Consider the following 22,502-nt stretch of genomic DNA (forward strand, 5'->3'; position numbering starts at 1 on the left):
ATGATTGCAAACAATATGACTTGTTTCCCATTTGTAAACCCAGCCGGTTTGCGGATAAAAAGGCCGTCTGAAAAACGCGGAGTGTACCGGAAATTCATTTTCAGACGGCCTTGATGACAGTAGATTACCTGTGCCATACAGGCCATCTGAAACCATATTTATCAGTAATAAAAAGCGGTAACCCGCCCACCGCTTCTTTTACAGCAAACCAATCTCCCCAAAAAACCGCCCGTAAACCTCCGCCTTTTTCTCCAACGCCAGCGGATACGCCCGCGAGGACGATGGCAGGCGGTAGAGGCGCAAATGCCTGTCTGAAAACACCGCCTCCGAGTAAGCACCGATTTTCGGCTTTGCCGTTTCAGACGGCATCAGCGACAGCAGCGTATCCGTCGCCAGCTCGCCCGTGGTCATCACCGTGCGGCACTGCGGCATCTTGTCCAGCAGCGCCGCCAAATCCACCGCTTCGACAACCTCCAAAAATTTATCCGACGCATTGCCCTGCAACCGCCGCACCCGATACGCCGTGTCGTAAACCGCAATCCCCCTGTCCGCCAAAAACTCGCGCAACAGCGTTTCCCGAAACGCCTTGCCGCCCTCGGCCACAAAATAATCCTTGTCCCCGAAAAACACCAAGCCGAAAATCCGCCACATATCGTTTTGAAAATTCGGGTAATAAAAATCCATCTTCCAACGCGCGCGCGGCGGCGGGAAAGAGCCGAGCATCAGCAGCGTGGCGTTGGGTGGGGTGAACGGGGGCAAGGGGTGGGTTTCGGTGGTCATTTTTCAGACGGCCTTTCATCGTGATAACGCAGCAGTTCGGCAATATCCTGCTCTCCCTGAATTTCCCTGATTTGCCGCTGCGCCGCCTGATAGCGTTCATATTCGGCTTCCGCCTTGGCATCCGCCTGTTTTTTGCTCACTTTGCCCGCACCTTGCAGCACTTCGCGGTCGTTGAATTGCAGAAACTGATCCAGCTTTTCCACCCAGTCGCGCAGAAAAACCTGTTTTTTCCGCCGCGCCTGGTCTTCGGCAAAATCCAGCCACATGGTGACGATGCGGTTTAATTCGCCGATTTCGTTTTCCTGCAAATAATTTTTTGCGGTTTTGATGTCTTTTTTGCGCACTCCGCCGTCTGCCGTATGAGTCAGCCCCATCAACGGTTTGTCCGCATCGGCACGGTGAAACACCAATTCGGCAGCCGTTTGCTCCGTCGCGGTAAAATGCAGCTTGTTTTGAATCACTTTGAAAAACTGCGCGGTTTCCTTAAAACTCGGCTGATAATCCGCGGCCAGCGCAAAAATTTCCCGCACACGCAGATACACCCGCTTTTCGCTGGCACGAATATCGCGGATGCGTTCCAGCAATTCATCGAAATAATCCGGCGCGGGCACCGTGCCGACCGGCGGATTTTTCAAACGTTCATCATCCAGCACGAACCCCTTTTGCAGATACTCGCCCAAAGTGCGCGTTGCCCACTGGCGGAACTGCGTGCCGCGCGTAGATCGGACGCGGTAGCCGACGGCGATAATCATGGGCAGGGCATACAGGAGGGTTTGATAATTTTTGCCGTCAGCCGCAGTTGTCAACTGCGAGTTGACAACTGAACCTTCCTGCAACTCGCCTTCTTCCAATACCGCCGCAATATGCTTGCTGATGTTCTGTTTGCTGGTCTGATACAGCCCGGCCATTTCCGCCTGCGTGAGCCAAAGCTGCCCGCCCAATTCGCGCAAGACAAATTGGGATTGGCCGTCTGAAGTGGTGTAGAGGATTAAGGTGTTAGCGGTCATGGGATTTCTTTTTCAGGCTGCCTAAATGTTTGATAAAACAATTTTCTCATACGCAACTATTTTGTGCTTGGTCTGTACCTACAACTTTGGGAAGAAGCCGAGCATCAGAAGCGTGGCGTTGGACGGGGTGAGCGGGGGCAAGGGGTGGGTTTCGATGATTTGCATAGTTATTAGAAATAGTTATTCGCACATAAATAGTTAATTTTTCAAGGAAATCCTCCTTAGTAAAATGAAAGATTATTTACGAATTTCTAATATGTTTTTCAATGCCAACACGGAATGAAATATGTGTTTCTTCGGGAAATTACTGCTTTCGTAATGCTTTTGCTCATCTGCTTCAAGATAAGCAACAACTAATTTTAAATGTTCTATATACTCATCAGGCAACGAAACTTTTGATATTAAGCTATCAGCAGGAAAAAAATCTTGGGAAATTAAATCATCAACATCAAGTACTATTTCCTCACATTCATACTTTTCTTTAGTTTCATCAAGTGCATCAGATACGGTTTCCGCCTCAATAATGACATTACGGCTAAAAACCTCTCTAACTTCAATCTCAAATAATGCCATATTCAGTTTCTCTTTATATTAAATAGTAATTTTCCGATACTGCCCGCGAGCAGAAAATTCAATCACATTCTGGTCACGCAAAATCTGCAACTGCTGGCGGATTTTATCCTTAATATGATTGTTTTCAGGAAATTGAACTGCCAATTGTTTCTCGAATTCATATATCTGTCTCAAATCAAATTTTTCAGGCAGCCTTTCAATACACCTCATAATGGCTAATAACCATCCTTTGCTTGCTGTTTTCTGTTTTCGCAAAAACAGGTTGGCATTCCATTGTTCGTGTACCTGTTCAGGCTCAACAATCCGAGCTTGATTAATCAGTAAAATTTTGCCGCTTTCAGGCAGCCTGCCGATGTTTATCGTACAACCGACCCAGCCTGCTCGTTTTGCTGTCTCGGGCAACGGTTTACGGCGGACAATCATATCAGTGGTCATAAAATGTTTTGGCACAAGCATCAATTGCTGTACAGAATAATCAGCTTTTCGGTATGACAGAAAAAAGAAGTTGGGATTATCATCAGCCTGAATGCGTTCAATCATGGTTTGATATGCGCCATCATTAACCATTTTTCCTGTTGATTTTCCGTTTTTGCTTTTTAACTCAAACTGTTCATCACATTGTGAACACAAAAAATCTTGTACAGGACGGTTATTCGGTGCTTTATTTATTGGCTTGCAACCGCAGTTCGGGCAATAAACATTTGTACCCATCCAGTTTTCAGTTAAAACACGCGCAATTTGTGAAGCACTTTTATAACCTTCTGCTAAACGTGTATCAAAATGCAGCTTCATTGCACAAAACCTTTTGTACAAGCAGTAAACGAAACCGTTTTGCCTAACGGCACATAAGGCGGGTCGCAATACACCACGTCATCGTCATTTGCCCCACCCAAGGCCGTCTGAAAATCGCCGCACAGCAATTCGATGCGGTCGGATTTTCGGATAAACCCCAGCATTTCCGCTTCGGGAAAGTACGGTGCGGCATAACGCCCGAACGGTACGTTAAACCCGCCTTTGCTGTTGTAGCGGCAAAGCCCGTTGAAGGCGTGGCGGTTCAGATAAACGAACAAGGCCGAGCGTTCGGCTGTATCTTCGCTTTGATTGAATTGTTCACGCAGCGCGTAGAAACGGTTTTCCTGATTGTTTTCGGGCGTGAAAAACGAACGCGCGTAAGAAATAAATCCTTGTTTTTCCTTTTTCAATATCCGATAGAGATTGATGAGGTCGGCGTTGCTGTTGTTCAGCAGATAAGCATCAAAATCTACAGCCAACGACAAAGCCGCCGAACCTGCAAACGGTTCAATTAAACGCTTGCAAGGCTTAGCGGGAAAATTGTTCTGAATAAACGGTACAAGTTTTGCTTTGCCACCTGCCCATTTTAGAAAAGGTTTTCGAGATATTTTCAATTGAACAATCCAAGTTTCCAAGAAAGTTTAGTGCAAAAAATTTTACCGCTTCAACCGCGCAAACGCATCCGCCATCGCGGTATTGCCTACCGCCTTTTCCCTTTGCCCTTTCTCTTTCAGGCTGCCTGAACGGTTTGTGCCGTTTTTTTCAGTCGGCCTGCCGTTTTTTGCCGGGCCGCTGCCTGCGTCGTCGTTCAGGCGCATGGTCAGCGCAATGCGTTTTCTCGCGGCGTCCACTTCCAGCACTTTCACTTTCACCACGTCGCCGGCTTTGACGATGTCGCGCGGGTCTTGCACGAATTTGTCGGCGAGCGCGGAGATGTGGACGAGGCCGTCCTGGTGGACGCCGATGTCGACGAATGCGCCGAAGTTGGCGACGTTGGAGACGACGCCTTCCAGTATCATGCCTGTCTGTAAATCGCTGATTTCGTTGATGCCTTCGGCGAAGGAGGCCGTCTGAAATTCGCCGCGCGGGTCGCGGCCGGGTTTTTCCAGTTCGGCGAGGATGTCCATGATGGTGGGCAGGCCGAATTGGTCGGTGGTGTAGGCGGCGGGTTTGATTTGGCGGATTTTGTCGCGGTTGCCGATGAGATCGGCGGCGCTGATGTGCAGGTCGTCGAGCATTTTGGCGACGACGGGGTAGGCTTCGGGGTGTACGGCGCTGGCATCCAGCGGTTCTTTGCCGCCGTTGATGCGCAAAAATCCGGCGGCCTGCTCGTAGGTTTTTTCGCCGAGGCGCGGCACTTTGAGGAGTTTGCGGCGGCTGTCGAACGCGCCGTTTTCGTCGCGGTAGGCGACGATGTTTTGCGCCAAGGTACTGTTTAGTCCTGAAATTCTGGCGAGCAGCGGCGCGGAGGCGGTGTTGACGTCCACGCCGACGGCGTTCACGCAGTCTTCCACCACGGCATCGAGCGATTTGGCGAGCTGGGTTTGGTTGACATCGTGCTGGTACTGGCCGACGCCGATGGATTTGGGGTCGATTTTGACGAGTTCGGCGAGCGGGTCTTGCAGGCGGCGGGCGATGGAAACCGCGCCGCGCAAGCTGACGTCGAGTTCGGGGAATTCTTTGGCGGCCAGTTCGCTGGCGGAATAGACGGATGCGCCGGCTTCGGAGACGACGATTTTGTGCAACCCTTTTTCAGACAGGCCTTTGATGAGTTCGCCGGCCAGTTTGTCGGTTTCGCGACTGGCGGTGCCGTTGCCGATGGCAATCAGTTTGATGCCGTGTTTTTTCACAAGCGCGGCGAGCGTTGCCAAGGCGTTGTTTTCCTGATGTAAATAGACGACGGCGGTGTCGAGCAGCTTGCCGGTGTCGTCCACCACGGCGGTTTTGATGCCGGTGCGGTAGCCGGGGTCGAGGCCGAGGGTGGGCAGGCGGCCGGCCGGCGCGGCGAGCAGCAGGTCTTTGAGATTGCGCGCAAACACGGTAATCGCGTCGCTGTCGGCGTTTTCTTTCAGACGGCCTAATGCGTCGAGTTCGAGCGACAGGAAGATTTTCGCCCGCCAAGTCAGGCGCACGGTGTCGCGCAGCCATTTGTGGCCGTCTGAAATCTGGAAATGCGCGGCGATGATTTTTTCATACGCGCTTTGCTCGGTAACCGGCGTTTCATCGGGCTGATATTTGAGCGCGACGGTCAGCACGCCTTCGTTGCGGCCGCGCAAAACCGCCAGCGCGCGGTGGCTGGGCATGGTGCGCACGGGTTCGCGGTGGTCGAAATAATCCTTGAATTTTTCGCCGTCGTTTTCTTTGCCTTCAAGCACTTGCGCATGGATTTCCGCTTCTGCCCACAGCTTGTCGCGCAGGCGGCCGATGAGTTCGGCATCTTCGGCGAACTGCTCCATCAGAATGGCGCGTGCGCCGTCCAAAGCGGCTTTGCTATCAGGCACTTGCTCATTCAGGTAGCCTTGCGCGGCGGTTTCCGGGTCTTGCGGCTGCTCGGCCAGCAGCGCATCGGCGAGCGGCTGCAAACCGTTTTCGCGTGCGATTTGTGCCTTGGTACGGCGTTTGGGTTTGTAGGGCAAGTACAAATCCTCCAGCGCGGTTTTGTTGTCGCAGGCTTCGATTTGCTCGCGCAGGCCGTCTGAAAGCTTGCCTTGTTCTTCAATGCTTTTCAGCACGGTTTGCTTGCGCTCCTCGAGTTCGCGCAGATATTGCAGACGCTCGGCCAGCGTGCGCAACTGCGTGTCGTCCAGCCCACCCGTGGCTTCTTTGCGGTAACGGGCGATAAACGGCACGGTCGCGCCTTCGTCAAGCAAATCGACGGCGGCTTGGATTTGGGAAACGGTGGCGGAGAGTTCGGAGGCGATGATTCGGGTGATGTTCATGGTTTTTTGGGGCTGAAGGCCGTCTGAAAAAAAGGATTTATTATAGCGGATACCGACAAAAAAGGCCGTCTGAAACGGGTGAAAGTGAAAGGCGGAATGTTGGCCGTACCGTTCAGACGGCCTTTTATGGCCGGTATGCGTTTCGCTATGGAGTGGGCGGATTGGGCAAATTTGACGTCGTTGCGAATGCCAAACATGATTGGAGACATGGGAAAGGCCGTCTGAAAAATTTCAGACGGCCTTTCCGTTTGCGGGCATCAACCCGTCTCAAAAACTGCCGGACATCACACCACGATGTTGACCAAACGACCCGGCACGACAATCACTTTTTTCGGCTGTTTGCCTTCCATGAATTTCACTGCACCCTCGTTGGCGAGTGCGGCGGCTTCGATTTGGTCTTTCGGCGCGTCGGCGGCGACGGTGATTTTGCCGCGCAGTTTGCCGTTGACCTGCACCATGATTTCGATTTCGGATTTGACCAGCGCGGCTTCGTCGGCTTGCGGCCAGCCTGCGTCCCACAGTTTCGCGCCGTTCAATTCGCTCCACAGGGCTTCGCTGATGTGCGGCACAATCGGCCACAGCAGGCGGGTAACGGCTTCGAGCACTTCCTGCGCCACGGCGCGGCCTTGCTCGCCCGAGGTATCGGTTTTGTCGAACTGGTTCAAGAGTTCCATCACGGCGGCGATTGCGGTGTTGAACTGCTGGCGGCGGCCGTAGTCGTCGCTGACTTTGGCGATGGTGCTGTGCAGCTTGTGGCGCAATTCTTTCAGCTCTTTGTTCAAGCCTTCTTGGCTGCCGGAGAACGCGGCGACGCTGCCGCCCTGTTTCAGGTATTCGAACACGGTGCGCCACAGGCGGCGCAGGAAGCGGTGCGCGCCTTCCACGCCGGAATCGCTCCATTCCAAAGACTGCTCGGGCGGGGCGGCGAACATCATGAACAGGCGCGCGGTATCCGCGCCGTAGGCCTCAATCAGTTCCTGCGGGTCAACGCCGTTGTTTTTCGATTTCGACATTTTTTCCACGCCGGCGATTTGGACGGGCTGACCGTCGGCCTTGAGCGTGGCGGATACGGGGCGGCCTTTTTCGTCGGTCTGCACATCGACATCGGCCGGATTAATCCAGTCTTTGCTGCCGTTTGCGCCTTCGCGGAAATAGGTTTCGCACACCACCATGCCTTGCGTCAGCAGGCGTTCGAACGGTTCGTCCACCTTGACCAGGCCTTCGTCGCGCATGAGCTTGGTGAAGAAACGCGCGTACAAAAGGTGCAGAATCGCGTGTTCGATGCCGCCGATATACTGATCGACGCTGCCCCAGTAATCCGCGGCTTCGGGTGCGACCATGCCGTCTGAAAATTTGGGCGACATATAGCGGAAGAAATACCAGCTCGATTCCATGAACGTATCCATGGTGTCGGTTTCGCGCTTGGCGGGTTTGCCGCAGCAAGGGCATTCGGTTTCGTAAAACTCGGGCATTTTGGCCAAAGGCGAACCCATGCCGTCGGGCACGACGTTTTCCGGCAAGACGACGGGCAGGTCTTTTTCGGGTACGGGCACGTCGCCGCAGCTTTCGCAATGGATAATCGGAATCGGACAGCCCCAGTAGCGTTGGCGCGAGATGCCCCAGTCGCGCAGGCGGTATTGCGTTTTCGGTTCGCCCGCGTTCAGGCTTTGCAGTTTTTCGCCGATTTTGTCGAAGGCCGTCTGAAAATCCATGCCGTCGAATTCGCCGCTGTTTTTCAGACGGCCTGTTTCTTTGTCGGCATACCAGTCCTGCCATTGCGTTGCGTCGAACTCGTTGTCGCCCACCGCAATCACCTGTTTAATCGGCAGGCCGTATTTGTTGGCGAACTCGAAATCGCGCTCGTCGTGCGCAGGCACGGCCATCACCGCGCCGTCGCCGTAGCCCCATAAAACGTAGTTGGCAATCCACACTTCCAATTCTTCGCCGTTGAGCGGATTGATGACGTAGCGGCCGGTCGGCATACCCCGTTTTTCCATGGTCGCCATGTCGGCTTCGGCAACCGAGCCGGCTTTGCATTCGGCAATAAATTCTTGCAGTTGCGGCACATCGGCAGCGGCGGCAGTAGCCAACGGATGCTCGGCGGCCACAGCCACATAAGTCGCGCCCATCAGCGTGTCGGGGCGGGTGGTATAGACTTGCAGGAACTGCGCGTAATCGCCCTCCAAACCGGTTTTGCTGTCGTCGGCCACAGCGAAGCGCACGGTCATGCCGCGCGATTTGCCGATCCAGTTGCGCTGCATGGTTTTGACCTGTTCCGGCCAATGCTCCAGCTTGTCCAAGTCGGCCAGCAGCTCTTCGGCGTAATCGGTGATTTTGAAGTAATACATCGGGATTTCGCGTTTTTCGATGATTGCGCCCGAACGCCAGCCGCGCCCGTCAATCACCTGCTCGTTGGCCAAGACGGTTTGATCGACGGGATCCCAGTTCACCGTGCCGTTTTTGCGGTAAACGATGTCTTTTTCAAACAGCTTGGTAAACAGCCATTGCTCCCAGCGGTAGTATTCGGGCGTGCAGGTGGCGACTTCGCGATCCCAGTCAATCGCAAAACCCAAGCTCTTGAGCTGGGTTTTCATGTATTCGATGTTGTCATACGTCCATGCGGCAGGGGCGACGTTGTTTTTCATCGCCGCATTTTCCGCCGGCATACCGAACGCGTCCCAACCCATCGGCTGCATCACGTTGAAACCGTTGAGCAGCTTGAAGCGGCTCAATACGTCGCCGATGGTGTAGTTGCGCACATGCCCCATGTGCAGCTTGCCGCTGGGGTAGGGGAACATGGACAGGCAGTAGTATTTCGGCTTGGACGTGTCTTCGGCAACGTTGAAAATACGGGCTTCGTCCCATTTCGCTTGCGCCGCCGGTTCGATGGCGGACGGTTGGTATTGTTCTTGCATGATTCGTTTGCTTTACGTTGGAAAAATAAAAAATCAACGTGAAATTATAGCAGTTTATCGGTCGGATTGTCGGCAGTTTGCGGCGTTTTCCCAATAAATAAAAAGCCGTCTGAAAATATTTTCAGACGGCTTTTTATTTCCCTTTATCCCCTTGAGATTTGCGCCGCCGCCCATATCTGCACACCAGTTTTAACACTTATCCATTTCCACTACTAAGATTATGAGCAATAAAGACTTTTACGAAACCCTCGGTGTGGCGCGCAGCGCGAGCGAAGACGACATTAAAAAAGCCTACCGCAAGCTGGCGATGAAATACCATCCCGACCGCAATCCCGACAACAAAGAAGCGGAAGAAAAATTCAAGGAAATCCAAAAAGCCTACGACACGCTTTCCGATAAGGAAAAACGTACCATGTACGACCAATACGGTCATGCCGCGTTCGAACAGGCAGGCGCGGGTGCGGGCGGGTTCGGCGGTTTTGGCGGTTTTGGCGGCGGATTCGGCGGTGCGCAGGGATTTGATTTCAGCGATATTTTCAGTCAGATGTTCGGCGGTGCGGGCGGCGGCCGGCAGCCGAATTATCAGGGCGCGGATTTGCAGGTCGGCGTGGAAATCACGTTGGAAGAAGCCGCCAAAGGCATTAAAAAACGCATCAATATCCCGACTTACGAAGAATGCGACGTGTGTCACGGCAGCGGCGCGAAACCGGGTACGTCGGCCAGCACCTGTTCCACCTGTCACGGCAGCGGCACGGTACACATCCGCCAAGCCATTTTCCAAATGCAGCAGACTTGCCCGACCTGCCACGGAACGGGTAAGGAAATCAAAGATCCGTGCGTCAAATGCCGCGGCGAAGGCCGTACCAAAACCAGCAAAACCGTTGAAGTCAATATTCCGGCAGGTATCGACGACGGCCAACGCATCCGCTTGAGCGGCGAGGGCGAACCGGGACAACACGGTGCGCCTGCGGGCGATCTGTACGTCAACGTACGCGTGAAAGAACACAAAATCTTCGAGCGCAACGGCTTGGATCTGCATTGCGAACTGCCCATCAGCTTCGCCGTGGCCGCACTCGGCGGCGAAGTCGAAGTGCCGACTTTGGACGGCAAAGTCAAACTCAATATTCCGAAAGAAACCCAAACCGGACGCCGTATGCGTGTGAAAGGCAAGGGCATCAAATCGCTGCGTTCCAGCGCGACGGGCGATTTGTACTGCCACGTCGTCGTCGAAACGCCGGTGAACCTGACCGACCGTCAGAAAGAATTGTTGGAAGAGTTTGAGAAAATCTCCACCGGACTCGACCGCAGCCAAACGCCGCGCAAAAAATCGTTTTTAGATAAATTGGGCGATTTGTTCGATTGATTTTTGTGGTTTGAAAACGATAAGGCCGTCTGAAAATGTTCAGACGGCCTTGTTATTTGCTTGATTTTTATTTAAAAACCGAGACTTTTGCAAAACCCGAAATATTCAAAAATCTAATCCGTCATGAGCTGGGCAGGCGGGAATCCAGAATTTTAACCTGCTGTAATTTCTAAATGTTTCTGAAACCGATAAGTCTGGATTCCCGCCTGCGCGGGAATGACGGAAATAGATCTTTTGGTTTAAGTTGAGTTTTGCAAAGGTTTCAGCCTGATTTCCAGGTATGACAAAGGCCGTCTGAAAGTTTTCAGACGGCCTGATATTTTTGCAAGACTTTTCTCACGCCGCAAATAATGGGGTCAATGACGGCGGCAATTGTTGAATAAGTTTATGTTTTTAAAAAATCTAAATATTTTTAAATATTTGCGGGATTGTCCGGCAGGTAAACATCGAAACGCGTGCTTTTGCCGGAATACTGGTAGGCCGGCTTTTGGCCGTTGAGAAATCCGCCTAAGCGCGGACGTTTGACGATGATGCGTTTTTTTGCAACGGCGCAGGCGGCTTTGAGCAGGGCGGATTCGTCTTGCGCCATGCCGACCAAGCCGTGAAAGTAGGCCATTTCTTTTTTGACGGCGGCGGATTTCTGCCGCTCGGGATACATGGGGTCGAGATAAACCGCATCGGGGCGGCCGGCGGTTTGCGCGATTTGCGGCATGAGTACGGCCGCATTGCCGAAATGCAGGGTAATCCGCTTGGCGATGTCGGCGGTTTCGGGATGCTGCAGGGCACGGTCGAGGCCGTCTGAAAGCAAACAGGCGACGGCGGGGTGTTGCTCGAATGTGCGGACGTTCAAACCCAAAGAGGCCAAGACGAAGCTGTCGCGCCCCAATCCGCCGGTCGCATCCCATACGGTCGGGGCGGCGGTGTGGTTGACGGCTTTGCCGATGAGTTCGCCGCCGCCTTGGGTGCGGCGGTGGCGGGCGGCTCCTCCGGTGAAATCGACTTGGACGCGGCCTTTTTCTCCTGCGCGGCACAAGCTGATGCCGTCTGAATCGGCCAGCAGGTATTCGCCGCTGTCGGGCAGGACTTCGGTAACAGTCAAACCAAATTGTTGCGCACGTTCGTGCACGGATTCGGAGGCGGAATCAGTGAAGTGGATCAGGGTCATGGTTTCAGACGGTATTTGTCGTTGGAAAGGCCGAGACTTTTGTAAAACCCGAAAGTATTCAGAAATCTCTAATCCGTCATTAGCCGCGCAAGTCCGCTACGCTCCCCCGCGCAGGCGGAAATCCAGACTTATCGGTTTCAGAAATATTTAGAGATTGCAGCAAGTTAAAATTCTGGATTCCCGCCTGCGCGGGAATGACGGGCATGGCTTTTCAGGTTTAAATTGAGTTTTACAAGGTCTCAGGCCGTCTGAAAATTGGATTGGGATGTCGGTATTTCAGACGGCAGTCGGTGGTTTTCGGTGCAGCGGCGGATTCGGCAGGTCGGATTGGTTTGGAAAGGTGCGTTTTTTCATCCCGACTGTATGGGTGGCGGTTGTCCGCCCTACATGATAGTCGTTTGAAATAAAAATAATACAGCGTTGCCGGCTCCTTATGCACGGGGTTGTACATGGCGGCTGCTGTCGCCTTGTCTTATTTCTATCTCAAACGACTATATTTTCTGTCCTGATGAATTTCAGATGGCCTTGTTTTTGAAACAGAAGTAGGTTTCTCAGGTTTTGTCACTTTGGCAATACGTTTTTTCCGATTCTGGTTGCGTGGGCAGCGAGTGCCCACCCTACATTATTTTCTGTCCTGATATTTCAGACGGCTTTCCGCTTTGCAAAGTCTTGGCCGTCTGAAAGGGTTTAGTTGATGTCCAAGCGTTCCATCCGGTAGCGCATCGAGCGGAAGCTGATGCCCAAAAGCTTGGCGGCCTGCGTGCGGTTGTAGCGGGTTTGTTCCAAGGCTTGCAGGATGATGTCGCGCTCGATTTGGTCGAGATAATCCTGAATCTGCATGGTGCGTGGGTCAAACGGCGGCAAGGGTGCATGTTCCAGCGGAGTTTCGGTCACAGAATCGGCGATGTCTGTTACCGAAAGGGTATGGTGTCCGCTTGGCGTTTCATTGGCCGGGGTATTGTGGATCTGTAAATCGTCCAGTTGGATGATGGTGCCGACGGTCAGGGCGACGGCGCGCTCGAGTATGTTTTCCAGTTCGCGGAAGTTGCCCGGATAGCTGTAATGCAGCAGGGCTTCCTGTGCTTTGGAGCTGAGCTTGTAGGTTTGGTCGCCGTGGCGGTGTTTGTAGAGCAGATACAGAATCAGCGCGCCCAAGTCTTCGCGCATTTCGCGCAGGGGCGGCATTTTCAGCGAAACGACGTTCAGGCGGTAGAACAAGTCTTGGCGGAATGCGCCGCTTTCGACCAGGGCTTCGAGGTTTTTGTGGGTGGCGCAGACGATGCGCACGTCGACGAAGGTTTCGCGGGCGTCACCGATGCGGCGCACGGCTTTCTCCTGAATCGCACGCAGGAGTTTGACCTGCATGGCCAGCGGCAGGTCGGCCACTTCGTCGAGAAACAGCGTGCCGCCGTCGGCGTGTTGGAAAAAGCCCAAACGGTCTTGGTCGGCGCCGGTAAAGCTGCCTTTTTTGTAGCCGAAAAACTCGCTTTCCATCAGGTTTTCGGGAATCGCGCCACAGTTGACGGCGATAAAGGGCTTGTCTGCACGTTCGGAAAGCTCGTGGATGGTACGCGCGGCCTGTTCTTTACCGGTACCGGATTCGCCGGCGATGTAAACCGGCACGTTGCTGCGTGCCAGACGGCGGATGAGGTGGCGCACTTCGACCATCTGCGGCGAAGTGCCCAGCAGACGCGGCATATCAGCTTCGCCGCCCAATTGCGGTGCATCGTTGGCGGCGTTTTCGCTCGCAACGAAACGTTCTTTGATGCTGCGCAAACCTTCGGGTACAGAGAATGGTTTGTTCAAATCGCGCGCAGGCGGCTTGGCCGGTACGGCGGCCGGAGCAGGGCTTTTGTTCAGGGCGGCGGAGACGGGGGCAGGCGTCGCTTTCGGCGGAGGCGGGGCGGTATCTTCGACATTGTCGGATACGGAAACCGCCGACTTGACCAGCGAACGCAGTTGCGACAGGGTAATCGGTTTTTGCAGGTAATCGAATGCGCCCGCTTTCAGGGCTTCGACGGCTTGGTCGGCATTGCCGTAGGCGGTAATCACGGCGACAGGCGTGTCAAGCATGAGTTCGTCGATGTATTGCACGACCTCCAAACCCGAGCCGTCGGGCATACGCATGTCGGTCAATACCAGCGAATAATCGTTGTTGTCGAGCTTGTCTTTGGCCTGTTCCACGCCTTCGGCGGTTTCCACGCGCAACCCCATTTTCATCAGGGTCATTTCCATCAGGTCGCGGATGTCGGCTTCGTCATCGACAACTAAAACGGGATCTTGCAGCTTACTCATTGCTGTCCTTCGGTAAAATCAGTTCAAAACCGTTCATTTCGGGGTGGTAGTGCAGCTGCCCCAAGTTGGCGTGCGCCAGTTCGCGGGCAACGTATAACCCTAAGCCGGTGCCGTGTTTTTCAGTGGTGTAAAAAGGCTCGAACAAATGGTTGCGCACTTCGGGCGGCACGCCTTTGCCGTTGTCGGCCACCACAATCGAAATGTGCATCCGGCCGCTGGGGCGGATTAACACGGTAATGGCGTTTTCGTCCTGACGGCTGTGACGCCATGCGTTGTTGCACAAATTCCACATGATTTGCTGAAGGTGCATTGAATCGGACAAAACCGTCAGGTTGGAGCCGTCCATGTTCATGCGCAGGCAGCCGATGGCGGCGGGATTGTTCAAGGTGAATTCCTGCTTGAAGCCGAGCCAGAATTTCATCAGGTGTATCGGCTCGCGGCTGATGCTGTCGCGCTTGTTGAGCAGGGAAATGTCTTCCAGCATTTTGTCGATGCGCTGGATGTTGCTGTCGATGATGCCGTAAAGTTTGGCTTTTACCGGGTCGGTGTCTTCGCCGTCCTGGAGCAAATCGCTGGCGAGGCGGATGGCCGACATCGGGTTGCGGATTTCGTGCGCCAGATTGGCGGTAAGCTGCCCCAGCGAAGTGAGCTTGGTGGACATGGCTTCGGCGGCCACTTCGCGCAGCGAACGCACATACAGCATCAGCAGCTCGGTTTCTTCCTGAATCAGGGGGACGGCGCGCACGTGCATGGCGTGTTGGAAAATGTGGATGTCGGTTTCAAAGGCTTTGTCGGGCTGGTATTGCCAACGCGAAACCAATTCGCCGAAAACGAATTCCTGCTGGTCGACGGCCAGGCTCGGAAAGTAGTTTTTGGCCTGTTTGTTGAAGAGCCAAATCCGTTGGGAGGCATCGATCACAATCACCGCTTCCTGCACGCGGTTCAATACCAGCCGGTTCAGACCGCTGATGCGGCGGTAGGCAAGCTGGTGTTTGTTGGCCGATTCGGTGGCCTGCTCGAGATATTTGGCGGCAAACGACGTGAGCGTCGCCACCAGATAGCTGGCGCCGATCAACAAAATGCATTTGGTGGCCGTTTCGCTTTCCCAAGCCAGCGGTGCGAAACTGATGCCGCCGTCCAGGAAAAGCAGTATGACAAACAAAAGCGAGGCATAGCCTGCGTAAAGCATCGGATAATGACCGTAGCTGAGCAGGCAGGAAGTGGCGATGAAAGGCAGCACCAAAATGGCAAAGCCGGAATTCAGCCCGCCGGCGATGTAGACCAAAATCATCATCATGGAGATGTCGACTACCGCGCTGGCGTTGGGCAGTTCTAAGGATTGCCATTGCCAGTCGGGGCGGAAAACCGAGAGGAAAATCAAAAAGGAATACAGAGCCGCCCAACTGTAAAACTCGATGGTCGGAAAAGCCATGTGTTCCATTTTGATGCCGCTGTATGCCCCCAAGACTTGGAAAACCAACAGCGACAGCACAATCACAATGCGGGCGACATTGATGAGTCCCGGAATGCGTTCGTTCAGGTTGTCTAGTTCCTGATGACTGAATTTTGTCATTATCAGTACGCCTTAATTTATTGTTATCATTGTAAATATTGATAAGAAATTACGGGCAGTCTCCTTCGGGCTGCCGGGTTTGCGCTTTGTCCGGCGCGTTTGGCCGGCCAAGATGCGGTCCGTATTACTCTAGAATATCATGATTTTACATGAAACCCGCCGTTTTCGCCCGGGTAAGATGCTTTATTTATGATATGGGTTGCCGGCGGGCAACGGTTTCAGACGGCCTGTCTTACGATGCTTCCTTAATCCCGTCCAACCGGCCCGACAGTTCCAGCACCTTGCCTTTTCTGCCGCGTTTGTTTTCGATGTCGCAGATGCGCAGTTTTTCCTGATGCGCCGCACCGCGTTTGCCGGTGCTTTCCACGATGAATTCGGAAGTGGTCATTACGGCGGCGTGTTCGAGTTTGAGGCCGTCTGAAAGGCTGATGAGCTGTAAGCCGCGGCCTTTGGCCATGACTTCGAGTTCGCCGATGGGAAAGGCGAGCAGGCGCGGTTTGCTGGTGGCGAGCACGACTTTGCAGTCGGGGTTGATGAGCGATACGGCGAACACGGGTACGGGCGGCAGCACGGTTTCGCCGGCTTTGAGCGTCATTACCACTTTGCCTGCCTTCACACGGCCGGTCATGTCGCCGAGTTTGGCGATGAAGCCGTAGCCGCCGCTGCCTGCGAGCAGGTAGTGCTGTTCGGGCAGGCCGGTAAGCACGGCGGCTATTTGCGCGCCGTTTTGCAGTTCGATGAGCGACGTGAGCGGCACGCCGTCGCCGCGTCCGCCGGGAATTTCGGCGGTGTCGAGCGTGTAGGTGCGGCCGAGGGTGTCGAGCACCACCACCGGCCACACGCTGCGGCCTTCGATAATCTGCTTCAGGCCGTCGCCTTCTTTGAAGGCGGTCTGGCTCAGGTCGAGGTTGTGTCCCGCGCGGCTGCGTATCCAGCCTTTGTTCGACAGGATGATGGTAACGGGTTCGTCGGCGGTGGTCTGCGTGAGCGTGGCGCGGCTGGCTTCCTGAACCAGCGTGCGGCGTTCGTCGCCGAACTGTTTCATGTCGGCCTGCATCTCTTTGATGATGAGCTTTTTCTTCTCGTTTTCGTCGCCGAGCAGGGTTTTCAGACGGCCTTCTTCTTCGCGCAACTCGTTCAGTTCTTTTTCGAGTTTGAAACCTTCCAAACGCGCAAGCTGGCGCAGGCGGATTTCGAGAATGTCTTCCGCTTGGGTTTCGGTCAGGCCGAACGCGGTCATCAGGTCGGATTTCGGGTCGTCGCTTTCGCGGATCACGCGGATGACTTCGTCGATGTGCAGAAACGCAATCATGCGCCCGTCGAGAATGTGGATGCGTTTTTCCACTTGGCTCAGGCGGAATTTCAGACGGCGTGTGACCGTGACCGTGCGGAATTCCAGCCATTCGGTCAGAATGGTTTTCAGGTTTTTCTGCGCGGGGCGGTTGTCCAGACCCATCATCACGAGGTTTACGGAAACATTGCCTTCGAGCGAGGTTTGCGCCATCAGCGTGTTGACGAAGTTTTCCGGCTCGATGCGGCTGGATTTCGGCTCGAACACCAAGCGCACGGGGTGTTCGCCGTCGCTCTCGTCGCGCACTTTTTCGATTAGATCCAGCATCAGCTTTTTCGTGTTCAACTGGTCTTGGTTGAGCTGCTTCTTGCCCGCTTTCGGCTTCGGATTGGTCTGCTCTTCGATTTCCGCCAGAATTTTCTGCGCGCTCGTGCCGGGCGGAAGCTGGTGCACAATCACACGCCATTGGCCGCGCGCCAGCTTCTCGATTTCGTAACGCGCACGCACGCGCACGCTGCCTTTGCCCGTTTCGTACATCTGCCGCAAATCCGCGGCCGGCGTGATAATCTGGCCACCGCCCGCAAAATCGGGCGCGGGAATGTAGGCCATCAAATCGGCGGTTTCCAGCGACGGCTTTTTCAACAGCGCAATTGCGGCTTGGGTCACTTCGTTCAGATTGTGCGACGGAATTTCCGTCGCCATGCCCACCGCAATGCCGCTCGCGCCGTTGAGCAGCACCATCGGCAGCCGCGCGGGCAGGTGAACCGGTTCTTCAAACGCGCCGTCGTAGTTCGGCACGAAATCCACCGTTCCCTGATTGATTTCAGAGAGCAAAAGCTCTGCAATCGGCGTGAGCCGCGCCTCGGTATAACGCATCGCCGCCGCACCGTCGCCGTCGCGCGAACCGAAGTTGCCGATGCCGTCGATCAGCGGATAGCGCAGCGTGAAATCCTGCGCCATGCGCACCATCGCTTCATAGGCCGAACTGTCGCCGTGCGGATGGTATTTGCCCAAAATCTCGCCGACCACGCGCGCCGACTTCACCGGCTTCGCCCCGTGCGTCAGCCCCATATCGCGCATCGCATACAGAATGCGCCGCTGCACGGGCTTCTGGCCGTCTGAAACCTCCGGCAGCGCACGCCCCTTGACCACGCTCATGGCGTATTCGAGATAGGCGCGTTCGGCGTAGCGGCCGAGAATCAGGTGGTCGGACTGGATAGGGGAAACGGGAGTCTGCTCGTTCATTGCTGCGATGGGAATCAGTAAAATTTAACCGGCGTATTGTAAAGCAAAACGGCATTTCCTGCTTGGATTTGAAAACCTCTGTTTAAGGCTTCAGGCCGTCTGAAAAGACGCAGGGTTTTCAGACGGCCTTACGCCAGTATTCACGGTTTTGTGATTTCACCTATGCACAATATGAACTGGTTTGCCTTCCAAAGTTACGCTAGACTTTTTTCGACTACATAAAACTACATTTTGTCAAAGGAGATTTTATGGAGGTCCAGTTAAACGGTTCGACCCGGATTTATTATGTCATCGGCGACCCGATTGCGCAGGTGAAATCCCCGAGTCTGGTCACGGAAGCGTTTCAAAACAAAGGTTTGAATGCGGTGTGCATCCCGGCGCACGTTGCACCCGAGGATTTGGCCGCGTTTTTCGAAGGCATCAAAAAAATGAAAAACGTCGACGGCCTGATGATTACCGTGCCGCACAAAATCGCGTTTGCCGATTTGTGCGACGACTTGTCCGACGCGGCGCGTTTCCTGCATACCACCAACTGCGTGCGGCGCGACGGCGGCAAATGGCTGGGCGATATGTTCGACGGTCAGGCGCAGGTCGAGGCTTTGCAGCGCAACGGCGCGCAATTGCAGGGCAAAAAAGCGGTTTTGGCCGGTGCGGGCGGCGCAGGCACGGCGATTGCGTACGCGATTTTGACGGCGGGCGTGAGCGAGTTGGCCATTGTCGAAACCGACCAAGCACGCCGCGACGGTCTGATTGAGCGGCTAAACGGCTTGGGTTTGGGCAAAGTCTATGCCGGAACCACCGACCCGACGGGTTTTGACATTGTCGTCAACGCCACGCCGATGGGGATGAGCGAGGGCGATCCGCTGCCGTTTGACGGCGACAAGCTGACCGCGGACATGTTCGTCGGCGACGTAGTAACCACGCCTGCGCTGACCGCATGGATTGCCCGCGCGCAACAAGCCGGCTGCCGCACATCTACCGGCATGGACATGTTTGAAAGTGTGCGCGATTTGATGGTGGATTTTTTGCTGGAAAAATAAGTTTCAGACGGCCTTTTGTCGGAACAGGCCGTCTGAAAATATTATGCGGCCTGATTTATCCGTTTTCGGTAGGCAGGCACGCGTTGCCTACGGTTTGAAAGAGCAGGCAACGCCGTCTGAAAAATTCGGAAGAACGGCTTTCAGACGGCCTTAACCGTTTGTGTACAGGATTCTGCACGGGCAATATTTCACATCTTGCGGCGGTAAAGGCCGTCTGAAAACCGAGTTCAAATAGATATTTGCGGCAGGGGGCACTCGCTGCCCGCCGTTTGGAACCTTTGTTTTCGAGCAATGCGGTGCCGTCCGAACATTCAGAAAAACCCTTTCAGACGGCCTGAGTCTGCTTTGTACATTATTGCGCACGGATAATGTCTGCGCGTTTGGCGGCTGCACAGGCCGTCTGAAAACCCAATTCAAATCGGAGAATAAATCATGGTAAAACAAGTAGATGTATTGGTTATCGGCGGCGGTGCGGCCGGTATGACCGCTGCGCTGACGGCCAAGCGCGAAGGTTTGGATGTTTTATTGTGTGAAAAAGCACCGTATGTGGGCGGCATTACCGCGACTTCGGGCGGCACGACGTGGGTGCCGGGTACGCATTTGAGCGACAAGGCCGGTGTGCCGGATAAGGTTGATGATGCACGCACGTTTTTAAGCCATGTCTGCGCCGGTCGCGGCGGAGACGATTTGCGCGAGGCGTTTCTGCAATCCGGTCCCGAGATGATTAAGGAATTGGACGAACACACCGACGTGAAATTCGTTGCCGCCACAGCACACCCCGACTATATCGGCAACCTGCCGGGCGAAGCCTACGGCGGCCGCGCGCTTGCGCCCGTGCCGTTCGAAGCGGCAGTGTTGGGCAAAGATTTCGACCGTGTGCTGCCGCCGCGCCGCGAGTTTATGGGTTTGGGCGGTATGATGGTCAACCGCAGCGAATTGGATGCGCTGCTCAATCCGTTCAAAAGCGCGGACAATTTCAAAACCACGATGAAAGTGGTGCTGCCGTATTTCAAAGACCGTCTGAAATTCAAGCGCGGCACGCGTCTGGTGATGGGCAATGCGCTGGTGGGGCGGCTGTATTACAGCCTGATGAAGCACCAAGTGCCGGTGTGGTTCGAATCGCCGCTGGTGCGCCTGACGTTGGAAGCGGGCAGGGTCGTCGGTGCGGTGGTGAAACAAAACGGCGTGGAAACCGAAATCCGCGCACGAAAAGGCGTGGTCTTGGCGACAGGCGGCGTCGGCCATAACCAAGCCTTGCGCGAACGGTTTTTTCCCAAAGGTACGCCCGATTCTTACGCCCCCGAAAGCAACACGGGCGACGGCATTCAGGCCGGTACCGCCGTCGGTGCGGCCTTGGCCAATCAGGAAAATCCGGCTTTGTGGTTCCCGACTTCCTACAACAAGCTCGACGACGGCTACCAAGCGATGTGGCCGCACATCATTCTCGACCGCGCCAAACCGGGCTTGCTGGCGGTGTTGCCCGACGGCAAACGCTTTGTCAACGAAAGCAATTCCTACCACGATTTTTCCAGCGCGCAAATCCGCCGCAGCCAAGAGCAGGGCGCAGCGGTGCTGCCGGCTTATCTGATTGTCGATGATGCGTTTGTGAACAAATACGGCTTGGGCTTCATCATGCCGGGCGGCAAATCCTTGCAGCACTATCTGCAACGCGGTTATCTGAAAAAAGCCGCCAATCTGCGCGATTTGGCCGCGATGTTGGACATCAATCCCGACACGCTCGAAGCGACGGTAGCGCGTTACAACGAACTGGCCGCCACGGGCGAAGACAGCGATTTCGGACGCGGCAGCAGCAAGATGAACCGTTTCAACGGCGATGCGAACGTGCAGCCCAACCCGTGTCTGCGCCCGTTTATTACCCAAGGCGCGGTGTACGCGCTGACGGTCAAGCCGGCCGATTTGGCGGGCAGCTTGGGACTGGCGTGCAATACCGTCGGCCAAGTGCTGCACGAAAACAGCCAAGCCATCGAAGGTTTGTATGCCTGCGGCAACGATTTGGCGTCCATCTTCAAAGGCACTTACCCCGGCCCCGGCACCACCATCGGCCCGGGCATGGTGTTCGGCTGGCGTATTGCCAAACATTTGGCCGGAAAGCTGTAAGCGTGCAGGTCGGCCTTGAGGGCATTCGTTGGTTTATATGAAAACGATTCATTTCAATATGCCGATTTTTCAGACGGCCTTTACCTTGCAGGCCGTCTGAAAAATACGGATTCTGTTATACTGAACCGTTTAGTCATACCGTTACCTAAAAAGGATTATCATGAGCACGCTTTTTCCGAATGCGACTTTGCGCGACCGCGCCCCTTTCCGTTTCGACATCGTCGGCAGCTTCCTGCGCCCCGAAGCCTTGAAAAAAGCCCGCAGCAAATGTGCGTGCGGCGATTGCTCGGTTGAAGAGCTACACCAAGTGGAACACGCTGAAGTGAGCCAATTGGTGGCCAAGGAAAAAGCCGTCGGCCTGCCGAACGTGACCGACGGCGAGTTCCGCCGCACTTGGTGGCACTTGGACTTTTTGTTCGAACTGTTGGGCGTGGAACTGGTGGAAGCCGAAGAATACAGCACACAATTCCAAACCCATATGCGTCCGATTACGCTGAAAATCACCGACAAAATCGAATTCCCGAAAGTGCATCCGTTCATCAACCATTTCAAAGCCCTGAAAGCCGAAGTGGGTGATTATCCGGTGAAATTCACTATTCCGTCGCCGAGCATGCTGCACCTGATTACCTGTGTGCGCACGCCGAATCCGCAGTTAATCGAACGCTATCAGGGCAACGAAGACCTTTTGTTCGCCGACATTACCCAAGCCTACATTGACGCGGGTAACGCGCTGTATGCCGAAGGCTGCCGTATTTTGCAGTTGGACGACACTTCTTGGGGCGAATTCTGCTCGGAAGAAAAACGCGCCAAATATGCCGCACAAGGTTTGGACGTGGACGACATCGCGCGCAAATATGTGAAAGTGCTGAACGACATCCGCGCCGCCCTGCCGCAAGACATGGCCGTGACCATGCACATCTGCCGCGGCAATTTCCGCTCGACCTGGTTCTCCAGCGGCGGTTACGAACCGGTGGCGGAAATTCTGTTCGGCGGCTGTAATGTCGACGGCTTCTTCCTGGAATACGACAGCGATCGCGCCGGCGATTTCAAACCGCTGCGTTTCATTAAAAACCAGCAGGTTGTGTTGGGTTTGATTACCTCGAAATCCGGCGAACTGGAAGCCAGAGAAGAAATCATCGAGCGCATCAAAGAAGCCGCGCAATATGTCGACATCAACCAATTGTGCCTCAGCCCGCAATGCGGTTTTGCCTCCACCGAAGAAGGCAACGAGCTGACCGAAGAAGATCAATGGAAAAAATTGGCGCTGATCCGCAGCATCGTCGATGAAGTGTGGGGCAGCAAATAATCTCGGTATCGTGAAAGATTATTGAGCTAAGGAAAGGCCGTCTGAACGTAAAAGGTTCAGACGGCCTTTTTGTGTTTCCGTGGGTATTTGCCGGGTCAGA

Annotated in this window: 14 protein-coding genes and 1 pseudogene; 4 read left to right on the plus strand and 11 right to left on the minus strand. The window is 54.6% G+C overall.

What is annotated here, in order from left to right:
• Positions 1–198 precede the first annotated feature (198 nt).
• The 7 genes and pseudogenes from ACM67E_RS01635 to leuS all read right to left on the minus strand — a co-directional run bounded on the left by ACM67E_RS01635 (position 199) and on the right by leuS (position 9,006).
• Positions 199–780, minus strand: coding sequence for a uracil-DNA glycosylase family protein (locus ACM67E_RS01635; RefSeq protein ID WP_416191911.1), 582 nt, complete (start codon positions 778–780; stop codon positions 199–201).
• Positions 777–1,787 carry a virulence RhuM family protein gene (locus ACM67E_RS01640; protein ID WP_416191912.1) on the minus strand — a complete coding sequence of 337 codons (1,011 nt, stop codon included), beginning with the start codon at positions 1,785–1,787 and terminating at the stop codon, positions 777–779. Before ACM67E_RS01640 ends, ACM67E_RS01635 begins: the two co-directional genes overlap by 4 nt.
• 237 nt (positions 1,788–2,024) lie before the next feature.
• On the minus strand, positions 2,025–2,360 hold the full coding sequence (locus ACM67E_RS01645; RefSeq protein WP_416191913.1) for a DpnD/PcfM family protein: 336 nt from the start codon (positions 2,358–2,360) through the stop codon (positions 2,025–2,027).
• A gap of 18 nt (positions 2,361–2,378) precedes the next feature.
• Entirely contained in the window at positions 2,379–3,152 is a 774-nt protein-coding gene (locus tag ACM67E_RS01650; RefSeq protein ID WP_416191914.1) for a DpnI domain-containing protein, read from the minus strand.
• A gap of 11 nt (positions 3,153–3,163) precedes the next feature.
• Positions 3,164–3,760: pseudogene (locus ACM67E_RS01655) on the minus strand (Dam family site-specific DNA-(adenine-N6)-methyltransferase); the annotation flags it as partial.
• A gap of 48 nt (positions 3,761–3,808) precedes the next feature.
• Positions 3,809–6,091, minus strand: a complete 2,283-nt coding sequence (locus ACM67E_RS01660; protein WP_416191915.1) for a Tex family protein — start codon at positions 6,089–6,091, stop codon at positions 3,809–3,811.
• A 284-nt stretch (positions 6,092–6,375) separates the two neighbouring features.
• On the minus strand, positions 6,376–9,006 hold the full coding sequence (leuS, locus tag ACM67E_RS01665; RefSeq protein WP_416191916.1) for a leucine--tRNA ligase: 2,631 nt from the start codon (positions 9,004–9,006) through the stop codon (positions 6,376–6,378).
• A 220-nt stretch (positions 9,007–9,226) separates the two neighbouring features.
• Between leuS and dnaJ the strand changes: the two genes are divergently transcribed.
• The gene (gene dnaJ / locus ACM67E_RS01670) at positions 9,227–10,369 is read left to right on the plus strand and encodes a molecular chaperone DnaJ (protein WP_416191917.1); all 1,143 of its coding nucleotides are present in this window, start codon (positions 9,227–9,229) and stop codon (positions 10,367–10,369) included.
• 412 nt (positions 10,370–10,781) lie between these two features.
• Here the strand turns inward: dnaJ and ACM67E_RS01675 are convergent, their stop codons facing one another.
• From ACM67E_RS01675 to parC, 4 genes are all read right to left on the minus strand, one after another.
• Positions 10,782–11,534, minus strand: a complete 753-nt coding sequence (locus tag ACM67E_RS01675) for a class I SAM-dependent methyltransferase (RefSeq protein ID WP_416191918.1) — start codon at positions 11,532–11,534, stop codon at positions 10,782–10,784.
• A 687-nt stretch (positions 11,535–12,221) separates the two neighbouring features.
• On the minus strand, positions 12,222–13,829 hold the full coding sequence (locus tag ACM67E_RS01680) for a sigma-54-dependent transcriptional regulator (protein ID WP_416191919.1): 1,608 nt from the start codon (positions 13,827–13,829) through the stop codon (positions 12,222–12,224).
• Complete coding sequence (locus tag ACM67E_RS01685) at positions 13,822–15,402, minus strand: ATP-binding protein (RefSeq protein WP_416191920.1); 1,581 nt, start codon at positions 15,400–15,402, stop codon at positions 13,822–13,824. Before ACM67E_RS01685 ends, ACM67E_RS01680 begins: the two co-directional genes overlap by 8 nt.
• Before the next feature lie 232 nt (positions 15,403–15,634).
• Positions 15,635–17,938: a DNA topoisomerase IV subunit A gene (parC, locus tag ACM67E_RS01690; RefSeq protein ID WP_416191921.1), complete on the minus strand. Its 2,304-nt coding sequence runs from the start codon at positions 17,936–17,938 to the stop codon at positions 15,635–15,637.
• 248 nt (positions 17,939–18,186) lie between these two features.
• On the opposite strand from parC, the gene ACM67E_RS01695 reads away from it, so the two are divergent.
• The 3 genes from ACM67E_RS01695 to ACM67E_RS01705 all read left to right on the plus strand — a co-directional run bounded on the left by ACM67E_RS01695 (position 18,187) and on the right by ACM67E_RS01705 (position 22,402).
• Positions 18,187–18,978, plus strand: coding sequence for a shikimate dehydrogenase family protein (locus ACM67E_RS01695; RefSeq protein ID WP_416191922.1), 792 nt, complete (start codon positions 18,187–18,189; stop codon positions 18,976–18,978).
• Between the two features lie 432 nt (positions 18,979–19,410).
• Positions 19,411–21,096, plus strand: coding sequence for an FAD-dependent oxidoreductase (locus tag ACM67E_RS01700; protein ID WP_416191923.1), 1,686 nt, complete (start codon positions 19,411–19,413; stop codon positions 21,094–21,096).
• Between the two features lie 160 nt (positions 21,097–21,256).
• Positions 21,257–22,402 (plus strand): 5-methyltetrahydropteroyltriglutamate--homocysteine S-methyltransferase, encoded by a 1,146-nt coding sequence (locus tag ACM67E_RS01705; protein ID WP_416191924.1) that lies wholly within the window; start codon positions 21,257–21,259, stop codon positions 22,400–22,402.
• The last annotated feature ends 100 nt before the right edge of the window (positions 22,403–22,502 follow it).

The sequence above is a fragment of the Neisseria sp. CCUG12390 genome (assembly GCF_047837985.1).
Classification (GTDB): Bacteria; Pseudomonadota; Gammaproteobacteria; order Burkholderiales; family Neisseriaceae; genus Neisseria.